Origin of the sequence: Sutcliffiella horikoshii (genome assembly GCF_044809035.1) — a bacterium.
GTDB classification, from domain to species: Bacteria; Bacillota; Bacilli; order Bacillales; family Bacillaceae_I; genus Sutcliffiella_A; species Sutcliffiella_A horikoshii_G.
In genome coordinates, this window is record NZ_CP085237.1 from 642,633 (window position 1) to 662,841 (window position 20,209).

Consider the following 20,209-nt stretch of genomic DNA (forward strand, 5'->3'; position numbering starts at 1 on the left):
TTTTATAGGGTGGATTATTTTATTTACATAAACTTTTAAAGGTTATTGGCAAAAAATTCATGCTATTTTATTATAATAATAGTTAATTACTTTAAATTTTATTCGCGAGGAGGAAAGGACCTTGGATGAGATAGATCAAAGTATCCTCCGTCATCTTCAAGAAAATGCTCGAATGTCGATGACTGAACTGGGGAAGAGGGTTGGGCTTTCCACCCCGGCAACCAATGAGCGAGTAAAAAAGTTGGAAGATAAAGAAGTGATAAAGGGGTACAGGGCGATTGTGGACCCAGAGAAACTTGATAAGAATGTGACAGCCTTTATTCTATTTGATACCAAACAAGGGAAGAAGTTCAGGGACTTTTGCAAAGTGCATCCGGTGGTGGTGGAGTGCCATAGACTGGCAGGGCAGTACAGTTATTTGGTGAAGGTGGTGGGGCAGTCGGTTAAAGAGCTTGAGGAATTTATTGACGCTACATTGCCATTTGGTGAGCCTTCGACGTTGATTAAATTGTCTTCGGTGGTGGAGTTTAAGAGTTTGGTGTAGAGGGGACAGGTTCCTCGACCCGTTTGTAGTGGTACGTTTTCATATATTCACTTCTCTTTCCTCTATTATTATTTTATGGAAGTCTAGCAAAAAGGGTATTTGGTAGGGGGGATGTATTATTTATTGGAAAAAGGGATTAGTAGAAGTATTTATTACTAGCATATTCGGATAAAATAGAATGGTATACAATAAATACTAGGGGTGAAGAGTATGTCTGTAGATGTTTATCTTGTATTTGATGGGAATTGTAGAGAAGCGGTTGAATTTTATGCAAAGGTGTTTCAAACAGAGGCACCGCAGATTATGACTTTTGGCGAAAGCCCGCAACATCCGGATTATCCACTTCCAGAGGAGGCGAAAGAACGCATCATGCATACCCGTCTCTCTATAGATGGAAGCAATGTGATGTTCTCCGATACCTTCCCAGGGCAAGAATATATTCAAGGCAACAATGTTACACTGGCTTTGGTAAGTCACAACACAGATGACTTAACTTCCTGGTTTGAACAATTGAAAGAAGGCGGCAAAGTAGACATGGAACTGCAAGAAACCTTCTGGAGCAAGCTTTACGGGCAAGTCACAGATAAATTTGGCGTGCACTGGCAATTGAATTATGGAGAATAATAAGTCTTTTAATAGAATGTCTTCGTAATCTGAAGGCATTTTTTTGTTGTGGAAAAATTCCCAGGTAGTGTAAGGGGACAGGTTCCATTACCCATTTGTAGGTGGGGTACGGTGCCTGTCCCTTTGATTCTTTCCCTTGACAATAAAAACCATTTGGTTGTAATTTAAGTAGTTAAGTAATTACTTAAATATTTAAGGTGGAGGTCAAGTAGTTGAGCATCAATGGATTGTTTAAAGCGTTATCCGATGAAAATAGAAGAAAAATATTGGATTTGTTGAAGGAGGGGGATTTAACTGCAGGTGAAATTGCAGACCATTTTGAGATGAGCAAGGCTGGGATTTCGCAGCATTTGTCTGTTTTGAAAAATGCTGGTTTGGTATATGCATTGAAAAGGGGTCAGTATGTGTACTATTCGTTAAATGCAACTGTATTTCAAGAAGTGCTGAAGTGGGTTGTTCAATTTCAGTCACTATCAAAGGGGGAAAATGATAAGTGAAAAAGTTGGGTGTTTTCTTTTTAGTCGTCGTTTCTTTTGCTGTGAGCATTTATGTAGTGTCAATGGGTGGACTAAACGCTGCGGATCAAAGCACGGTTGTTACCTTATTCAGCATTCCATTTGCGATGGGGTTGGTTATCATAAGCTTTATGGCAATACCAAAACAAAGAACGTTTGAACGGTATCAAAAGGGATTGGAAAGTATAATTTTTGTTTTGATACTGGTTCTGACCATTATTCATATTGGTTTGGTTTTCTATCTTATGGATAGTGGATTTCCTATCATGATGCTTGTTCCAATTGGTGTGGGACTTGTCTTTATTGCCACTGCCAATACACTCCCAAGATTTCAACTAGAGACTCCTCCTGCATCCTCAGAATACACTAAATCAACTCATACCGTTTGGAACAAGGGATTGCGACCTTTCTCGCGTCCGCTAATTATTGGAGGACTTGCCATGTTAGTGTGCGCTTTTCTTCCGCAGCATCTCATATTGGTTGGATTTTTGACTGTTTTGGCTTGTACGTTAGTTACATCTGTATTTGTCTTGGTAAAAGCCTAGCAGAAGGGGGGAGGTGGGTCAGCGTGCCTGTCCCCTCGACCCTAGTTTGGCTCCACATGTACATGCACATCATGAACGCCGTGTTCCGTCATCAAGATTGTTTCCACGCGAGTTGCGATGTCATGTGCTTCTACAATATCTAGGGTGGATTTTACGAGAATGACGACATCAATGACTTCGTTGTTTCCGTAGTTTCGCCCTCGGATATCCTTCACACCTTTTACTCCATTAAGTTGTAGGATGATGTTTTGATAGTGATGTATCTTTTCCTCATCAAATCCATCTGACAGTTCATGAGAAGCTTCACGAAAAATCCCCCATGCGGTATGGCAGATTAATAGTCCAACAATAATGGCGGTCACGGTATCAAGCCAAGGCATACCAAGTTGCGAGCCGACTATCCCGACTGCCGCCCCAATACTCACCCACGCGTCGGAGATATTATCTTTTGCCGCTGCCATTACGGATTTGCTTTTAATTTTTATGGCAAGCTTTTTGTTATAGCGATATACGAAATACATGATCACAGCTGAAAAGAAAGCAATAAAGGCTGCCAGCACATCTGGGGCTTCCTTGCCACCTTCAAACATAGTGCGGAAAGCTTCCAATACCACTTGAATTCCGACTACAGCCATAATAAAAGAAGCAATCATAGCGGCGATGGTTTCACTTTTCCAATGACCATATCCATGATCTTTATCAGGAGGACGTTGGGATAGTTTAAGTCCTATCAGAACTGCAAGAGATGCGATGATATCGGTCGCATTGTTTAGCCCATCTGCTTGTAGGGCAGCGGAATTCGTCATATACCCAACCACTAGCTTCAAAATGGACAAACATATGTATGCAATGATGCTGATGATAGCTCCGCGTTCACCCAATTTGAGATTATTATATTTTTCTTGTTCCATTATTTTTCCTCCCTGATTTGCACTTACATATAATAGCAAGCGAGAATCGAGTGGGTCTAGAGCAACCTTTTTGCCCTATGGTATATGAATGGGAGGCTTGCAAATAAGTTGAATGAGGGAAAGTTTTGGGTTGTGGGGACAGGCACGGCGACCCACTGTGGGTCAGCGTGCCTGTCCCTACTTACTCATCAGCACCTTAACGGTAGTTCCGATACCAAGCTCACTTGTTATGCTTACTTTTCCGCCATGTGCCTCGATGATATCTCTTGCGATGGCCATTCCAAGTCCTGTGCCACGAATGTTTTGGGTGTTTGTTCCACGGTAATATCGGTCGAAAATATGCTCTAAGTCGTGTGGTAGGATTCCTTTTCCGGTATCGGAAATTACAATGCCGTCTGACATAACTTGTATGCTTACTTCGATATTATTCTCATTATGGATGAGCGCATTATAAACAAAGTTAAGTATCGCCCTCTTCATTAAATGGCGATCCATTTTCCATTTTGATTCTGGTGAAAAACTCTCAAAAGAAATATTGTATTTGCCGAATTGGGGGTCATTCAATAGGTCGATTACAATCTCTCTTACAAAGCTCTCCACCCGTGTTTCTTCTAAATTTAGGGGCATCTCTTGATTCCTCAATCTTATCGTGAGGTTAAAGTCATCGAGTAAATCCTTCATATAAATGGATTGACGTTCTATGACTTCCGCATATTCCAATCGCTCATCTCGTGTTAAATCCTGATAACAGAGTAACTCCGCATATCCCCTAATGGAAGCAAGTGGTGTTTTTAAATCATGAGAAACGTTGGTGATCCAATCATCTCTTAATTTTTCAAGTTTAGTTCGTTCATTTTCATGGGCTTGGAGGGTTTTGGATACATCATTTAGATTGGCGAATACAGGTTTGAAAATACCCATTCTCTTCATTTCCAATACGGAAAAATTACGCTTTTTCAGTTGCGTTATACGGTCGATCAGCCTTGTTATTGGCTTTGTTAATATAGTACTGAACAGTAACCCTACAATGGATGCAATGAGTAGGTCCACGATAAGAATGACAAGGATGGCTTTAGAAAGAAAAGCGAAAAGAGACTCAGCTTCAAGCATGAAGACGACTCGCTCCTCTTTAGAGTTTGGAACTCCAATTAGATAATCATAGGGTTCAAACTCACCAATAAAATACGTGACAAACTCATCATCCATGTATTTATAAATATGGATAAGTTCCAAAGGACTGTAGTGGTCAGGAGCATTTGCTGGAGCTAGGGAAGAGTTGACGACATGCCCGTTGGCATCAAGTATTTGAATCCATGCCCCAAAAGATTGCAGAGCTTCCATCCCTTCTTCTGAAACGGCAGGCTGCCCGTTTTCCATCACTAAGTACTTGTTGAAATGACGGGAAAACGCCTCACCGGAATGACTTGAAACTTCATCCATCCCTTGATTTTGCTGTTGAATGAACATTCCGATAAGTATTACGGTGTTAATAAAGATCACAATAAAGACAATAATGAGAACAGATACTAAATAACGCCCGGTCAGTTTCCATTTCACAAGTGCTCACCTACTTTGGGATGAATCGATAACCAAGTCCTTTTACCGTAATGATATAGGTTGGCTTGGACGGTGTATCCTCTATTTTTTCACGTAAACGTCTGATATGTACCGTTAATGTATTGTCTGCACCGTAAAATTCTTCCCCCCACACTTGATTAAAAAGTGTCTCTTTACTAAGAATATGATTTGGATTTCTCATAAAGCATGCCATTAACCCAACTTCCTTGGCGGTCAATTCTAGCATCTTCCCATCTCTCATCACTTCTGTTTCCTCATGATTGATAGAAAAGGAACCAACGGAAATCACTTTTTCATTTTTGTTGGAAGTGGATGCACCAACCGTGCTGTAGCCTGCACGTCGAAGCTGAGCCTTTACTCGAAACGCGACTTCCTTTGGACTGAATGGTTTTGAAATATAATCATCGCCCCCAATTGCCAGCCCCAAAATTTTATCGACTTCTTCTGTTTTGGCGGATAAAAATAACACAGGTACCCGCGAAATCTCCCGTATTTTTTTGCATAAATCATAACCCTCACCATCAGGTAGCATGACATCCAGGATGACGATATTAGGATGGAAGTCGTTGAACGCTTCCCACCCCTGATTAATAGTCCCAGCCATTCTTATTTCAGAAAATCCTTCTTTTATCAATGCGGTTTTAATTAATGTACAAAGATCCTTTTCATCATCCACTATTAATATTCGTGGTTTGTCCATCACCTCAAGCACCTCCTCTAACTCTAATTTTACTGACATCTCGTTTCTATTAGTATAAATCAATGCCTGAACTAAATGTATGCTTTTCCACCTGTCTTGGATAATTTAAGGATTTTGTAAGGTACCGTTGATCTTGATGTAAGGTTGGCTCGGTATAGTTAGGACATACGAAAGAGGTGCATATAAATGGAACCATTATTAGTGGTTGATAAAGTAGAAAAAATATATGGAAAAGGAGCAAATACCTTTAACGCGCTTCAGGATATTTCATTTGAGATTCATCCTGGGGAGTTTGTTGGGGTGATGGGCCCGTCTGGTGCCGGAAAATCCACCTTGTTAAACGTTTTGGCGACAATTGATTCACCAACCAAGGGAGATATTTTCCTTGGAGAAGAAAATATTTCAAAGCTGAAGGATGAAGCACTTGCAGATTTTCGTCGCGATCATTTAGGGTTCATTTTTCAGGACTATCATTTATTGGATTCCCTAACAGTAAGGGAAAATATTTTGCTGCCATTAGCGATTGCAAAAAAGCCGGCAGCTGAAATTAAGGAAAGGGTAGAGGCGATGGCAGATACATTTGGCATTTCACCCTTGTTAGATAAATATCCTTATCAACTGTCAGGCGGGCAAAAGCAACGGACTGCCGCAAGTCGTGCCCTTGTGACAAATCCGAAACTAATCTTTGCAGACGAACCAACAGGTGCACTTGATTCCAAGTCTGCATCCGATTTACTTACAAGCTTAAGTAATCTTAATGAAGAACAGGAGACGACTATCATGATGGTGACGCATGATGCGTATGCAGCCAGTTATTGTCGCAGAATCTTGTTCATAAAAGATGGTGAATTATCTAAGGAGCTATATCGCGGAACAAAGTCGCGTAAAGAGTTTTTTCAACGTATATTAAGCGAGCTCGCTACATTGGGCGGTGACGTGCATGACGTTATTTGATTTAGCCTTAAAGAATATTCAACGTAATGTAAAGAGCTATTCCCTTTATATTGGTACCACCATCTTTTCCATCGTCATCTACTTCACATTTGTGACGCTTAAATATAGCGGGGACATTAGTGCCCTTGCAGAAACATCGAAGCAAATACAAGGAATCATGAGTGCTTCCGCCTTTGTATTAATGATATTTGTGGCAATTTTTATTATTTATTCCAATTCATTTTTTTTGAAAAAGAGAAAAAAAGAAGTAGCCCTCTATTCTTTATTGGGTGTACGTAAACGTTCGATTGGATTTTTACTCTTTTTTGAAAACATGGTGATAGGCTTGTTGTCGCTAGTGGTAGGAATCGGACTCGGCTTTTTACTTTCCCGTTTCCTACTGTTGATCTTGATGAAATTAATGAATATAGACATGACGGTCGGTTTTGCTTTCTCTATGGACGCCGTACTGAATACGTTGTTGGTGTTTTTCATTATTTTTCTATTTACGTCGTTGCAAGGATATCGTGTTATGTATCAATTTAAGCTAATTGATCTTTTCCATGCTGAAAAAAAGGGAGAGGAAATACCAAAGGCACGGATTATTCCAGCAATATTGGGAGTTGGCGCTTTAACTGGTGCGTATTGGCTCGCTCTTCAGGATCTTTTGACATCAGAAGCATGGCGTACTCTTGGACTAGCAATGCCCATAGTCATTATCGCTTTGACCGTCATTGGCTCTGGGCTTATTTTTCATAGCGTTTTGGTTTATATATTGTCCTTTTTGCAAAAGAGGGAAGCTTGGGCTTGGAAAGGGCTTAATCTAATGACTGTTTCACAGTTGCTGTACAGGATTCGTGGCAATGCCAAGACCCTTACGATCATCGCTATATTGAGTGCAACTACCATCACTGCAGGTGGGGCTGTCTTTGGCATTTACTATAATGCGGAAAAAAGTGTCCTGGAGAATGCGCCGTTCACCTTTATGTGGGAAGGTGACGCAATTGCGATTGATACTAGTGTAATCGAGCATGAAGATACCATAACAAGTAAAGCAATCCGTGTGACAGAGGATGGATATGAAAGGGAGTATTCGGTCATCAGCCAGTCTACGTTTGAAAGGGTTGCTGGCTATCTGGAATGGGCTGATTTGCATTCCATCAAGGAAGGCGAAATCCTACTGATTGATGCTTTTTATGATGAAAGGTGGTCATTCAAACAGGAATCGGTTGTCATTGATGAAAAGGAGCATACCATCGTCAAGCAATATGACAAAGCATTATTAAATACCTTTTCCTTTGGAAGCATCACGGTTGTCGTAACAGATGAGGAGTATAGCCGCATCGCATCTGATGAGCGTACTTTTCAAGCGGTGCAGGTTGAGGATTACAAAAATCAACTGACTTTGTCAGAGCAATTAGAGGCTTCACCTGTTTCTGAGAATTTTTCTAGTGCCACAAAGGATTATAAAGAGTCAATTGAAGCATTTGGCTCACTACTGTTTGTTGGTAGCTTTTTAGGGTTGGTGTTTCTAGTAGCGACCGGAAGTATCATCTTTTTCAAAATGATGACAGAAGCGGAAGAAGATAAAGAAAAATATGCGATGCTTCATAAGCTTGGCGTTTCAACCCGAGAACGAAAACGCACCATTCGAAATCAAGTGGCAGTTATCTTTACGGCACCGCTCGTATTAGGTCTTATTCATGGTGCTGTTGCGCTGACCGCATTTTCTAACTTGTTCATGATGAACCTGCTCGTACCTGTCGTCCTTTGGATGTTTGCATACAGCGTTATCTATACCATTTACTATTTTGTGACGGTTAGAGGCTTTAATAAAACTATTCAACAACACTATTTGGGGGAATCTTGATGAAAAAGTTCTTTATTTTTATTAGCGGTATGTTCGTACTTCTTGTTGGAATCGCCCTTGTTTTGACAAATGTTGATTTCAATAGACTAGCAAAAGACAATGCATATGTTCAAATTACAAAGCCTACTTCTGTAGAAGAAATGAAGTTGGATTCCGGTGAAATCATGACCACCTACTGGTACACACTACCCGCCTATCATGAAGACGGAAGGATGATAGAAGTAGAATTCTCCGCAATCAAGGAACTGCGTGAAGAAGCCTATCTCATGCTATACCTAACCAACGACAACAACGTATCATCCTATGACGAAGTTTCCTTTGAGGAATACCAAAGGGCTGTGGGGGAAGGTTAAGGAATGGGAAGAAGCATAGGGACAGGCACGGCGACCCACTTGGGTCGCCGTGCCTGTCCCCTCTCCTCTTATGAAATAAAAGTTCTATGTATAAATATTGCTGGTAAAATAATAGGGGAAGGTATCCTGCAAGTTAGGTAGGAAGTGGTGATGGGAGTATGAGTAAGAAAGCGTTAAAGATTTCGTCACTAGTTTGTTTTGTCATTTGTGTGTTGCTTTGGGTGCCAAATGTATTGTTGAGTGTTGCTAGTCCGTTTTGGATGTTGACCTTTGTTGTCGGGCCTATTGGTCTTGCGTTTGGGTTGGTGGGGAAACATTATTTTTTAGCTTTCTTAAATTTTATTATGACATTTAGCTTCTTTTGGCTTATGGCGATTGGTTACTATTTTTTAGGGCCTTAAAGATGGGGAAAGGACGTTGCTTTTGCTTGCTCAGAAAATGGGTGGGATGCAAAAGTTACGTCCTGTTTTTTTGTCAGGAATTAAGGGCAAGGGATGTAGTGACTTGGGTCTTGGTGCCTGTCCCTACGACACCTTAAATGCTTCAAAATTGGAGCTGAATCCAAAGTTTGGGATTTCGACGTCTGGTTCGATGAATCCGTCGACGGTGCTTTGGCCGAAGATTTCGACGAGGTCGCCGGCTTGCAGTTGGAGGACGGCTGAAACATTGACGACGTTAAGATTTGCTAGTTGATCCCAGTAGTCATTATCGACTTGAACGGTGATTCCATTTACGACAATGTCCGCTCTTGTTCGGTACGGAATATTTTCGTCTGGTGCAAAGGTGAAACTTGCAGCTACATAATAAACTCCACTTTCACGAGGTACAAACGTAGAGTTAGTAGAGTTATAGATATTCCCGATATCAAACTGTTCCTCTTCAAACGTAATTTTGCTTGACTGACCTGCTACTAACGGTTGTACGCCTGTTTTAAGTGCACGGAATGCCGGTGTCATTCGCTCCCGGCCACCGTCACCGCATTTAACGTTGATGGTGATGTCTTTGGAATCTTTTTTGTGATGGTGGAAAGAAGCGGTAGAGGGTGTTTCTTCATTTTTGTAATGATAGTATTTCAATTTTCTCACCTCCTTATCGTTTCTATTAATATATGCATGAGGTGATAGATTTGATTGGGTGAGATTAGATGAAAGTTGCTAGAAAACTGGAAATGATTAATAATTTGGTTTATATTGGTAATGGGATGGATGTACCACTTCTCCTAGTAATCCATTTTTATAGATTAGTGAAATATTAAGCAATTCGAAGTGCATGCAAATACGGAAATGAGGGAAAATCACATGTATTATGCATTAGAAGTGAAAAATTTAACAAAGAAGATTGGAAGCAAAACGATTGTTAAAGATGTAAGTTTTGCTGTGGAAAAAGGAGAAATATTTGGTCTCCTTGGGCCTAACGGAGCAGGGAAAACTACTATTATTAGAATGATTGTTAACTTGATTAATAGATCAGGTGGAAGTGTCATCATCAATGGACATAATCTTGACAGCTCCTTTAAATCTGCAATGAGTGAAATTGGAGCGATTGTAGAAAATCCTGAGTTTTATAAGTATATGTCAGGATACAAAAATATTAAGCATTATGCCAATATGGCCACTAAGAAAATTACAAAAGAACGAATTCAAGAAATGGTTAATTTAGTTGGCCTTGAAGATGCCATTCACAACAAAGTGAAAACCTATTCCTTAGGGATGAGGCAACGTCTTGGGGTAGCTCAGGCATTACTGCATGAGCCTTCCTTGCTTATACTTGACGAACCTACCAATGGACTAGATCCACAAGGGATCCGTGAGTTCCGTGATTATTTACGGTTGCTTGCGAATAATGGTATTTCGGTTGTTGTCTCCTCCCACTTGCTCTCGGAAATGCAGCTCATGTGTGACAGGTTCGCCATCATTGAAAAAGGGGAGCTTATCCATATCTCCACGATGAATGAATCCGTTGGAACACAAGAATCACTGCGAGAGTATGTCTTTGAGGTAAGTGATGTGGACAAAGCCATGGATGTTCTTAGGAAAAATAATTTTGAAGACACGGTTGGAAAAAATGGAGAATCTCTCATCCACCTTTCCATTGTAAAAGAAGATGTTGCCAAGATTAACCGTTTGCTTGTAGAACAGAATATTGATGTATTCGGCATTGAGATGGTTAAAGCAACACTTGAGGATCGATTCTTAGAATTAACAAACAAGGATAAAAAGGAGCAAATGGTATGATTGGATTAATTAAAAATGAGTTGATGAAGATATTTTCAAAAAAATCCAGTTGGATCTACATAGCGATTCTTGTTATTGGGGTAGTGGGAGGCGCTGCTATCTATGAAAATGTGTTTGGTGAAACCAACGAAAATTGGAAAAGTGAAGCGCAAGCAGAAATCGCGGAATTGGAAGCCTTGTTAGCAGAAGCACCAGAAGAAGAAAAGGAAATGTATCAATTACAAATCGATGAGAAGCAACAATTCGTCAATGCAAATATTAACCCCACTGAAAAAGTAAGCTGGCACTTTATGAATGATGTGGTGATTGGGATGACATTCTTCATTACCTTATTTACCGTCATTGTCTGCAGTGCGAACGTTTCTGCGGAGTTCTCAGATGGTACGATCAAACAGTTATTGATCCGTCCACATCGCCGCTGGAGCATCCTTTTATCAAAATATGTCTCCGTCCTTCTGTATTCTCTTGTCATGCTATCTGTTCTTCTTTTGGCAGGTTATTTAGTTGGTGTCCTGTTCTTTGGGGCTGGAGATTTTAACATGAAGTCCATCGTTTATACATTAGACGGCCAAAAAGAAGTGGCCATCGGAACACAATTTTTCACTAGCATTCTTTACTTCCTGCCGAGTCTGTTGATGGTGATGACCATTTCATTCATGCTCTCCACACTGTTCAAAAGTCAAGCACTGGCAGTTGGTATTGGTATTGCCGTTCTATTCTTCTCGTCTGTATTGGGAGGTATCATTGTATTCTTGGCGGAGAAATTCACATGGGTGAAATTCTTGATCTTCCCGCATCTTGACTTAACCGTCTATGCGCTTCAGGATACCATACTTCAAGACGTCACTATAGCTGTTTCTTTGACGATCTTGCTCGTCTATTACGTTATATTCATGGCGTTGACATTCCTGTTCTTCCAGAAGCGGGATGTTAGCATTTAAATGGGTCGTAGTGATTGTTCCAACAACGCCCCTCCTCCGTCAGTATAATTTTTCTCATCCTTTTCATACTAAGAAAGAAAAAGGAGGGGAGGGATACTTACCATGGCGAAAAGAAATGGCAAAACAGATGCGGAACAAAAGAATAAAAAAGGCTTTGACGCTAGTCAAACAGACGCTGAATTTTCTAAGGAATTAGGTAGTGCAGCAGCTAACCAAGCCCATAAAGAAAAAGCGAAAAAAGAAAAGTCCTCTAAGAATCAAGGGGAATGGAATGGCATGAACTAAGGGTAGAGGGGATAGGCACGGCAACCCACTTGGGTCACAGTGCCCGTCCCTTAAGCTCTTACAAGTGCTGTCTCCTTAATTTGCGTTCTTGTAATAAACTAAATGGTCGGTCCACTCGTCGTTTTCGAAAATAAAGCCTTTCCGAACACATTCAAATTCCATGCCAGCACTTTCTGCCAATTTCATAGAAGGAGTATTATCCAAGTTAATGTGGGCTTCTATGCGGTGGAAGTTCAACTGTTCAAAAGCGATGGCTAGTGCTGCATTTACTGCTTCTCTGCCGTAACCTAATCTCCAATACTGATTATGGATGGTATATCCAATCCTTCCCCAGTGGAAGTCATCTCTTGCAAGGGTGGAAAAATCGATCATACCTAAGTGTGTTCCATCATCTTTTCTAAACACTCCAAATATATGAGCTCTGTCTGTCAGCGCCAACTCTTGATGTTTATCGACAAGGTTGTGAAACCATTCTAACGTACAAACACTCATATCCATTCTTCCTTCATCATGGCGATGTTGAGAAGGTAAACGTTTTTTATATTCATTTAACCAGTTTTCATAGTCGTTTTTGTTTAATAGTCTTAATAATAATCGATCAGTCTCCGAAAAACACTCGAATTTTTCCTCTTTATTAGTCAATCTGACATCTCCTCAGGGTGGTTTATTTATTTTATAGTCCAAGTTTTGGATTTATAAGCCAACTTTTTGTTTTATAGTCCAAGTTTTTAATTTATAAGCCACTTTTTCATTATATAATCCACTTTGGGTCATATAAATGCCATTCGACAAAATGAGATTGGAAAATTAGAGTTTCACTTTTTCTTAAATTGGGAATGTGAAAAAAAGGAAGTATACTAGAGCGAATGTTGTGTGAAAACGTGGAATTAAGTGCATATGGATGGGAGAAAAGTTACAGTTTTTGGAGTAGGAGCTTGCTATCTAGATGAAACATAAACCATAACACCTATTCTAAACAAGTTGGCAAATTGGTAAAATTAAACTAACTGTTTTTTAAATGAACGTGGGTGGTGATTGCGATATGAAAATTTTAGAAGTGAATTCTCTTCAAACGGAACTTCAGTCCATGCTTGAAAAGTTGGAGTTGCAAAAAGAAGCAATGGAGAAGGTACATAATGATGTCATGGGAATCGTTGGCCTTGAAGATGCCTTAAAAGGTCAAGGCGGACAGGCAATCCGATCGTTCTATCAGGACTGCCACATTCCTTTTTTAACCTATTATCAATCCATGCTGGATGAGTTCAAAAACACGTTAAACGGCATGAAAAGTGCCCTCCAGTCGGTGGAACCATCAAGTTCCGGCTATATTAATGAAAGCTTTTTACAAAATGATCTACCGCGAGCTCTCGATAACGCAAGGCGAATGACAACAGACCTAGCGAACGAAACAAATCAGGTCCTCTATTCTGTAAGCGACATTGTTTCCTTGCCAAACGTAAGGGAAGATGGATTTGTCGATCAGGTCCGGATGGCAGAGAAGGATATTGACCAAACACTTGAAAAACTGCATGTTTTTGATCAGGAACAAACCAGGAAATTAGATGCCGTTTCAGAGAGCAGCCAGGTAGCATCCGCTTATATTGAACAGATTAATTCCATGTTTACTGCGAAAAAGATTAGTATTAGTGGGTATGAATCGGGTTTGTTGCTTGAGAAGTTGGCGGATGAAGCGGTGGGGTCTGGGGTGAATTCACCCGGTAGTGCTTCGGGTACGACGCTGAATGGGAACTCGATTAGTGAACGTGCACTGAATTTGTTGTTATCGCATGAAAGTAATATGACAGCGGATGGACCGGATTCGGAGGGGCAGGAAGAGTCGAAAAGCCTTTTCCATGCTATAAAGGATGGGGCCTTTGATTCCTTCGCTCCGCTTGCGGTGTTAGTGGCAGCTCATAAATCAAAGCTTCTTCGAATTGAATACACGAAGAAGAAGAACCATTATACGTTTAAGTATAATAGGAAGGTTTTGCAGTTTCTTAAAGGGAAAATTGGGCCTGAATGGACGAGGAAGCTCATTCAAAAGTTTAATAGAACATCGAAAAACTATAGAAATATAGAGAGAACATTAAAAGCTCAGAAGGCTAGTGTCCTAAAGGGTAAGGATTTCAAAGATCATAGAACCACGAAACAGAAAGTAAAGGGCGGAGTCTGGAAGCTAGCAACGAAAAACCGACCTCTGCATGAAAATGTTAAAAATAAGATAGTTAAACATTCTACCCGTGAAATGGTCATTCCTAAGGAAGCTTTTAAGAAAGTGGCGGCAAAAGCTTCAGGTGTCGGAGCAGCTATCGTTGGCACTTACTCCGCTGTTACGAGTATTAAAGACAGGTGGAGTGAAGGGGATGGCCTGAAAGGAAAAGATAAATATAGTGTAAGAGGAAGAGTTGTCGCAGAAGAAGTGAATAAAGTGGCTGGCAGCGTAACTGGTGCTGCCGCTGGAGCGTATGTTGGAGCAGCAATCGGTGGGGTTCTCTCAGGTCCTTTTGCACCATTCGGAGCTGCAGCTGGTGCAGTAATTGGTAGTGCAGTAGGGGCCACAGTCGGTGAATGGGCTTCAAAATATACAAACAAATGGGCAAGTGATGCTGGTGCTGCCGTTGGTGAAAAAATCCATGATGTGAAGGAAAAAGCCAAAGATGCACTGGATGGAGCCAAAAATGCATTAAGCGATGCCAAAGATTCATTATTCGGTTGGATGGGATAATGTTAATGTAAGCCAAAAAATTAAAAAGGTAGTGTTAAGGGATGCTAGATACGTAATGGGAGTTATTGCAACTATTTTTGGGATACTAGGAACATTTTTATTATTTAATTTTCTCTTCTCCCTCTTATATACACTTAGCAAAACAGCAGGAAATGGATTTTATAAATGGATCACTCATGATCTTGAATTCTTGATGATCCTGTCTGCTCCACTATTTGGGTTGACTCAGTTAGTGGCAAGTAGCACGTATGAGCGGTTTAACTGGTTGATGGCACGGGTGTTGTTATTCTTATATGCTATTTTAGTACTTATTTTAGCGATTGTTTGCTTTATAGCTTTTGGACATTTTGCCGATATGCAGTGATTGAGTACAGAAGAAAGCAATTTGCTCTTGGATGAATAAAGATAGAATTAAAGGGTGTTAGGTTATCATGCAAATTCTTGCGGTTTCTTTTGGTTCTCTTGGGGCATTTATATTATTTAATTTTATCTTTGCCCTTATATATATACTTAGTAAATCAGCAGGAAATGGAATTTATCGTTGGGTTACTTATGACCTGGATTTTTTAATGTTTATATTTGCTCCGTTATTTGGTTTGACTCAATGGGTAGCAAGTAGTTTTTATGAGCGATTTAATTGGTTTATGGCAAGAGTATTCCTGCTTTTTTATGCCATATATATATTGATTCTTTCAATACTATGTTTTAGCATGTTTGGTTATTTTACTGATCGGATGTAATTAAAGTTTAGATATTTTGAAATTCATAAAGGTAGCGTTGTGGGGTGTTTAAAATTCAGTGGAACTAATTGGAACTATCTTATTTGCCCTCGCTGCATTTTTATTATTTAATGTCCTGTTTGCCCTCTTATATATACTTAGTAAATCTGCAGGAATTGGCTTTTATCGATGGATTACGCATGACCTGGATTTCCTGGTAATTTTGTCTTTTCCGCTATTAGGGTTGACTCAATGGGCAGCAAGTAGTATATATGGCCGGTTTAATTGGTTTGTAGCAAGGGTGCTGTTGATTTTATATACAATAGTAATATTTATAATAGCAATCGTTAGTTTTATAGTGTTTGCTTATATTGAGGATAATAGGTAATTCACTGTGATATCTGGTGGTAAAGGGATGCTAAATACGTAATGAAATATATTGCAATTTTTCTCGGTATGCTAGGAATATTAATTTTATTTAATTTTCTTTTTTCCCTCCTATATATACTAAGTAGATCAGCTGGGAAAGGTTTTTATCGCTGGATTACTTATGACCTTGATTTCCTGGAGATTTTATCTTCTCCGCTATTTGGGATAACCCATTGGGTGGCAGAAATTACTTATGAACGTCTTAATTGGTTTGTAGCAAGGGTGCTACTCCTTTTATATGCCATACTAATATTTATTCTATCGAACGTTTGCTTTAGCATGTTTTGGTATATTGCAGATAGGTATTGATTGAAGGACAGACGTGGTTAAGAGGAATTAGTTGTTCGTACAAATAAAATAAATGAAGTGTTATAGGTGGGCATAAATGTGATGAACTTTATGGGAGGGGTACTCTTTTTACTAGGGATATTTGCATTATTCAACGTGTTTTTAAGTCTTTTATATATCCTTAGTAAAACTGCAGGAAATGGCTTCTATCACTGGGTAACTCATGATTTTGATATCTTGATAATCTTGTCTGCCCCATTTTTTGGAGTGACACAATGGGTAGCAACCAGCATTTATGATAGATTTAATTGGTTTGTAGCTAGACTTATACTTGTCTTCTATTCTTTATTGGCATTGATACTGGCAATCGTTATCTTTGTAATGTTTGGTTATATTGCAGATATGCAGTAACGGTAGTGTTGAAGGGTGCTAGATACCTAATGAAAATTTTAGAAAATATTAATTTTATGCTCTCAGGTTTTTTTATTATTTAATTTTCTATTTTCACTAGTATATATACTTAGTAAATCGGCTGGAAAAGGTTTTTATTGTTGGATTAATTTTGGAATGGACTTTCTTGCAGTTATACTTTTTCCATTCTTTGGATTGACGCAATTGGTTGCTAGTAGTACGTATGGGCGATTTAATTGGTTTGTAGCTAGAGTGTTGTTAATACTTTATGCAATTATTATTTTTTCTCTTATGATTGTCTTCTTTATTGGTTTTACTTATTTTATAGGCAAGCGGTGATTATTAAACAAGTCTGAAAAAGAAAAGAAAGGAGTTACTCCTATGACGTATACTCTTACTGCGGAAGAATACATACTATCGCTTTTATTGCTTGATGGGGCGGAAGTGGCAGCTTCAATCAAGGATGAGGTGTTCGGTGATATTTCGGATCAACTATTGGAGTGTCGGCTGGATAGTGCGACAAGTGGCCTGATCTCCAAAGGGTTATTGTCGGTGGATCGTAATCAGGAAAAGGTGGATGAGCAGTTTCGGGAGTTTCTGATGGGACTGACAAATGTGAAGCGTGTGATTCGTTGTCAGATAGCAACAGACGAAGGTGCCAGTACGGTGTCGTTGTTTTGCAACGAGGAATTTACTGTTCAACAATCGTTGTATGATAACCGTGTTTTCAAGTTGTTTGGCGAGAACAATGAGCTGAAACTGAGCCAGTTGACGGACATGAGTCTTAGTCGAGTGGGTGGCGAGGCATTTTTTATGAAGGAGCCACAGTTTGAGAAGGTTGTAGATAAGTTGCTGCGTGGGATGGAGCTTACAGCGGATGAGGTTGGTATGTTTAACCCGCAATTTTTAGACGTGCTTGTGGCGAAAAAAGGGATGTTGAATTCATTGTATGATTATCGTCTTGGTGAGCAGGTTGCCATTGGTGCTCTTTTGTATGTTAGCAATGGGGAGCAGACATGGATCATTGAAAGCAATGAGGACAATTTAACGATTGCGCCGTTTGCGTATGGGGATTTATTTGAATAACGGGTTTAGGGACAGGCACGCCGACCCAGTTGGGGCTGGCGTGCCTGTCCCTATTATTAAGGTGACGACTTCGCAGTTTATGGGCGAGGTCGTTTTTTGTTGGTGTTTGTCGCCTCGCTTGTATTGGGATGGATTTGGACAGTAAAGTGGGGCCAATGGACAGTATTTGTGATTTTTCCGACAGTATTTGTGTCATCTCCGACAGTAAAGGGGTGTGTTTGGACAGTAAGTGGAATCAGCAAAAAAATTAGTTCCACCTACAACTTAAGTCGTACCTATACAACAATTTTAATGGTCAAAAAGCAGTAACCAAACTTCCTTCCTTTGCTGAATGTTACCAAATTCTTCTTCCTTTATGATGAAAGTATCAAAGGTGGAGAGGGAGAGCAACAATGAACAGTTTATATAAGGACATCAGGTTTCGGTATATAATTTTAGCAAATGTGGCTTCAGCCATTGGGAGCGGGATCACGATGATTGCCATTCCGTGGCTATTGGTGACGAGCGATAATGGCAATGAAGTGTTTGGGTATGTGGCAATTTGCATGACAATCATCAACTTTATTCTGACGCCATACTTGGGGTATTTGATTGATAAAATTTCTAGGAAGAGAATGCTTGTAAGCAGTAAGGTGGTCAGCCTCGTTGCTTTGGCATTATTTTCGGGAGTCGGTTTTCTTGGAATGGATTATGAGCTTTGGCATTATATCGTCATCTATATGATTGGCAGCCTGTATTACACGATTTTTTACCCGACGATGTTTGCTTTAAATCAGGAGTTGTTTCATAAAAATCAGTTTAAGGTTTTGAACGGCACGATGGAGGTGCAGGGGCAGCTGTCGAGTATGGTGGCAGGGGCGATTGCGAGTGTGCTTCTTTTGAAATGGGACCTTCATTACATTTTGCTTTTGGATGTGTGTACGTACGCACTTGCGATCTACTTTTTTGTGAAGATACCTTATGGTAGGAAGCGTCTAGGAAGTACGGTTTCCGAGGGTTCCAAGGTGAATGCATCTGCGGCTATTGATTTTATGAAAAGGGAGCCAGGCATGTTTCTGTTTTTGTTGGCCTCGTCCTTGCCGTTCATTGGTGTGATGCTCACAAACTATCTGTTTCCTGTCTACTTGGCAGATGTGTTGAAAGTGGAAGGGAATATTTATGGGATCCAGGGGATGGTGTATGGGCTTGGCGCTGTGTTGGCTGGGGTCTTTATTCCTCTTGCGGCGCGGAAATTTGAGGATGTGAAGTTAGTTGCAGGGATGATGATTCTTTTTACGATGGCGATTTCGGTTATGGTGTACCTACCTGTTGGGGGCTATCTAATGATGATGATGTTGATTGCCATCGGTAATAGCGGTGCAAGGGTTGCTCGGAATGCCTTCATGATGGAGCGGATCCCGAATGAGATTATCGGAAGGGTCGATGGTTTGCTGAGAACCGTGGGACTGTTGTTGCGAATTGTGTTGTTGGGATTGTTCACGGGGCTCGTTTCTATGGGGCTGATTTTGATGTGTTTTACAATTTTGGCAGGGATTTTGCTGGTCGCTTCGAGTTTTGTGGTCGTTTTTTCGCGGAAAAGTGTGGAAGTGGCTGGTCGGGAGGTCGTAAAAGTGTAAAAGGAGCCGAAATGCGTAGCTCCTTTGGTTTTGATGGGGGGGCGTGGTGATTTATAGTCCAAGTTTTGGATTTATAAGCCAACTTTTCAATTTATAAGCGACTTTTCGAATTTATTAGCCACTTTAGCCCATATAAATGCCATTCGACAAATACCGACACGTGCGCCCCCCTTAATTTAGAATAAAATCCCCACAACCTGGGTCGGCGTGCCTGTCCCCTCAGGCCACCACCGTCAACACCACTGCCACCCCGTTAAACACCCCGTGAATAATGATCCCCGGAACAATTGATCCCGACTTCTCATAGGTCCAGGCAAATATCGCTCCTGATAGAAAGTTGACCGGCAGCGTGTTGTAGGTAGGGATATGCACAACAGTGAAAATGAGCGAGCTGACGATAAGACCTGCCCCCACACCCCATTTCCCAAGAATCCACTTATATAGAAATCCTCGATAAAAAATTTCCTCGTAGATGGGCGAAACAACAGCGGCAGATAGAAAAGCTATGGTAAAGGTGAACCAGGTGACCTGTTCATTCAGTGATTCTGTCTTACTGTTGTCGACTCCGATTCCCAAGATATCCATCATAACTACCAGTAGAATACTAGAAACAATCAATACAACCGTCCAGACCGGGATCCATTTCCAATAGCTTTTTGAAAAGGAGCGGAGGCCGACAACATCCCATCCCAAACCATGTGGTTTAAGGGCAATCAAGTATACGCTTAGTGTGAAAATAATGGACATGACAAAACCCGTCATGGTGCCTGCGTAGAGTGTGTTTTCGAATGTTTGCAATAAAAACCGATGCAGCAACAGCTCAATAAATATCGGCACGAAAACGAGTGCCATTAATAGTAGTAGAATCAATTCTTTTACCTTCCATTTTGTGTTCATTTTCA

The 20,209-nt window shown here is 40.4% G+C and carries 24 protein-coding genes; 18 read left to right on the top strand and 6 right to left on the bottom strand.

Going from position 1 to position 20,209, the window contains the following annotated elements:
* Positions 1-121 precede the first annotated feature (121 nt).
* The 4 genes from LG307_RS03590 to LG307_RS03605 all read left to right on the top strand — a co-directional run bounded on the left by LG307_RS03590 (position 122) and on the right by LG307_RS03605 (position 2,228).
* Positions 122-544 carry an Lrp/AsnC family transcriptional regulator gene (locus LG307_RS03590; protein ID WP_404448194.1) on the top strand — a complete coding sequence of 141 codons (423 nt, stop codon included), beginning with the start codon at positions 122-124 and terminating at the stop codon, positions 542-544.
* A 210-nt stretch (positions 545-754) separates the two neighbouring features.
* On the top strand, positions 755-1,168 hold the full coding sequence (locus LG307_RS03595; RefSeq protein WP_404448197.1) for a VOC family protein: 414 nt from the start codon (positions 755-757) through the stop codon (positions 1,166-1,168).
* Positions 1,169-1,386: 218 nt separating this feature from the next.
* Positions 1,387-1,665 carry an autorepressor SdpR family transcription factor gene (locus tag LG307_RS03600; protein WP_404450367.1) on the top strand — a complete coding sequence of 93 codons (279 nt, stop codon included), beginning with the start codon at positions 1,387-1,389 and terminating at the stop codon, positions 1,663-1,665.
* Positions 1,662-2,228 (top strand): hypothetical protein, encoded by a 567-nt coding sequence (locus LG307_RS03605; protein WP_404448200.1) that lies wholly within the window; start codon positions 1,662-1,664, stop codon positions 2,226-2,228. Before LG307_RS03600 ends, LG307_RS03605 begins: the two co-directional genes overlap by 4 nt.
* Before the next feature lie 41 nt (positions 2,229-2,269).
* Here the strand turns inward: LG307_RS03605 and LG307_RS03610 are convergent, their stop codons facing one another.
* The 3 genes from LG307_RS03610 to LG307_RS03620 form a co-directional block, all read right to left on the bottom strand.
* Positions 2,270-3,139, bottom strand: coding sequence for a cation diffusion facilitator family transporter (locus LG307_RS03610; protein WP_404448203.1), 870 nt, complete (start codon positions 3,137-3,139; stop codon positions 2,270-2,272).
* A gap of 177 nt (positions 3,140-3,316) precedes the next feature.
* On the bottom strand, positions 3,317-4,696 hold the full coding sequence (locus LG307_RS03615) for a sensor histidine kinase (protein ID WP_404448206.1): 1,380 nt from the start codon (positions 4,694-4,696) through the stop codon (positions 3,317-3,319).
* 10 nt (positions 4,697-4,706) lie between these two features.
* Entirely contained in the window at positions 4,707-5,417 is a 711-nt protein-coding gene (locus LG307_RS03620) for a response regulator transcription factor (protein ID WP_404450368.1), read from the bottom strand.
* A gap of 186 nt (positions 5,418-5,603) precedes the next feature.
* Here LG307_RS03620 and LG307_RS03625 point away from each other — a divergent pair, with 186 nt between their 5' ends.
* From LG307_RS03625 to LG307_RS03640, 4 genes are all read left to right on the top strand, one after another.
* Positions 5,604-6,371: an ABC transporter ATP-binding protein gene (locus LG307_RS03625; protein WP_404448208.1), complete on the top strand. Its 768-nt coding sequence runs from the start codon at positions 5,604-5,606 to the stop codon at positions 6,369-6,371.
* A complete protein-coding gene (locus LG307_RS03630; RefSeq protein WP_404448211.1) occupies positions 6,358-8,220 on the top strand; it encodes an FtsX-like permease family protein in 1,863 nt (620 codons plus the stop codon). Before LG307_RS03625 ends, LG307_RS03630 begins: the two co-directional genes overlap by 14 nt.
* Positions 8,220-8,573 (top strand): YxeA family protein, encoded by a 354-nt coding sequence (locus tag LG307_RS03635; protein WP_404448213.1) that lies wholly within the window; start codon positions 8,220-8,222, stop codon positions 8,571-8,573. The genes LG307_RS03630 and LG307_RS03635 overlap by 1 nt, the downstream gene beginning before the upstream one ends.
* 158 nt (positions 8,574-8,731) lie before the next feature.
* Complete coding sequence (locus tag LG307_RS03640; RefSeq protein WP_404448216.1) at positions 8,732-8,974, top strand: hypothetical protein; 243 nt, start codon at positions 8,732-8,734, stop codon at positions 8,972-8,974.
* Positions 8,975-9,097: 123 nt separating this feature from the next.
* Here the strand turns inward: LG307_RS03640 and LG307_RS03645 are convergent, their stop codons facing one another.
* Entirely contained in the window at positions 9,098-9,649 is a 552-nt protein-coding gene (locus LG307_RS03645) for a hypothetical protein (RefSeq protein WP_404448218.1), read from the bottom strand.
* A gap of 222 nt (positions 9,650-9,871) precedes the next feature.
* Here LG307_RS03645 and LG307_RS03650 point away from each other — a divergent pair, with 222 nt between their 5' ends.
* The 3 genes from LG307_RS03650 to LG307_RS03660 all read left to right on the top strand — a co-directional run bounded on the left by LG307_RS03650 (position 9,872) and on the right by LG307_RS03660 (position 12,033).
* Positions 9,872-10,807, top strand: coding sequence for an ABC transporter ATP-binding protein (locus LG307_RS03650; RefSeq protein ID WP_404448221.1), 936 nt, complete (start codon positions 9,872-9,874; stop codon positions 10,805-10,807).
* On the top strand, positions 10,804-11,748 hold the full coding sequence (locus tag LG307_RS03655; protein ID WP_404448224.1) for an ABC transporter permease subunit: 945 nt from the start codon (positions 10,804-10,806) through the stop codon (positions 11,746-11,748). The genes LG307_RS03650 and LG307_RS03655 overlap by 4 nt, the downstream gene beginning before the upstream one ends.
* A 102-nt stretch (positions 11,749-11,850) precedes the next feature.
* Complete coding sequence (locus LG307_RS03660; protein ID WP_088017127.1) at positions 11,851-12,033, top strand: hypothetical protein; 183 nt, start codon at positions 11,851-11,853, stop codon at positions 12,031-12,033.
* Between the two features lie 75 nt (positions 12,034-12,108).
* Here the strand turns inward: LG307_RS03660 and LG307_RS03665 are convergent, their stop codons facing one another.
* The gene (locus LG307_RS03665; RefSeq protein ID WP_404448227.1) at positions 12,109-12,675 is read right to left on the bottom strand and encodes a GNAT family N-acetyltransferase; all 567 of its coding nucleotides are present in this window, start codon (positions 12,673-12,675) and stop codon (positions 12,109-12,111) included.
* Between the two features lie 400 nt (positions 12,676-13,075).
* Here LG307_RS03665 and LG307_RS03670 point away from each other — a divergent pair, with 400 nt between their 5' ends.
* The 7 genes from LG307_RS03670 (at position 13,076) to LG307_RS03700 (ending at position 19,307) form a co-directional block, all read left to right on the top strand.
* The gene (locus LG307_RS03670; RefSeq protein ID WP_404448231.1) at positions 13,076-14,758 is read left to right on the top strand and encodes an LXG domain-containing protein; all 1,683 of its coding nucleotides are present in this window, start codon (positions 13,076-13,078) and stop codon (positions 14,756-14,758) included.
* On the top strand, positions 14,724-15,122 hold the full coding sequence (locus LG307_RS03675; protein WP_404448234.1) for a hypothetical protein: 399 nt from the start codon (positions 14,724-14,726) through the stop codon (positions 15,120-15,122). The genes LG307_RS03670 and LG307_RS03675 overlap by 35 nt, the downstream gene beginning before the upstream one ends.
* Before the next feature lie 67 nt (positions 15,123-15,189).
* Complete coding sequence (locus LG307_RS03680) at positions 15,190-15,498, top strand: hypothetical protein (protein WP_404448237.1); 309 nt, start codon at positions 15,190-15,192, stop codon at positions 15,496-15,498.
* A gap of 58 nt (positions 15,499-15,556) precedes the next feature.
* Entirely contained in the window at positions 15,557-15,865 is a 309-nt protein-coding gene (locus tag LG307_RS03685; protein WP_404448240.1) for a hypothetical protein, read from the top strand.
* A gap of 431 nt (positions 15,866-16,296) precedes the next feature.
* On the top strand, positions 16,297-16,605 hold the full coding sequence (locus tag LG307_RS03690; protein WP_404450369.1) for a hypothetical protein: 309 nt from the start codon (positions 16,297-16,299) through the stop codon (positions 16,603-16,605).
* 381 nt (positions 16,606-16,986) lie between these two features.
* The gene (locus LG307_RS03695) at positions 16,987-17,691 is read left to right on the top strand and encodes a hypothetical protein (protein ID WP_404448243.1); all 705 of its coding nucleotides are present in this window, start codon (positions 16,987-16,989) and stop codon (positions 17,689-17,691) included.
* A gap of 392 nt (positions 17,692-18,083) precedes the next feature.
* Positions 18,084-19,307: an MFS transporter gene (locus LG307_RS03700; protein ID WP_404448246.1), complete on the top strand. Its 1,224-nt coding sequence runs from the start codon at positions 18,084-18,086 to the stop codon at positions 19,305-19,307.
* 219 nt (positions 19,308-19,526) lie between these two features.
* Here the strand turns inward: LG307_RS03700 and LG307_RS03705 are convergent, their stop codons facing one another.
* Complete coding sequence (locus LG307_RS03705; RefSeq protein WP_404450370.1) at positions 19,527-20,204, bottom strand: lysostaphin resistance A-like protein; 678 nt, start codon at positions 20,202-20,204, stop codon at positions 19,527-19,529.
* Positions 20,205-20,209: the final 5 nt, after the last annotated feature.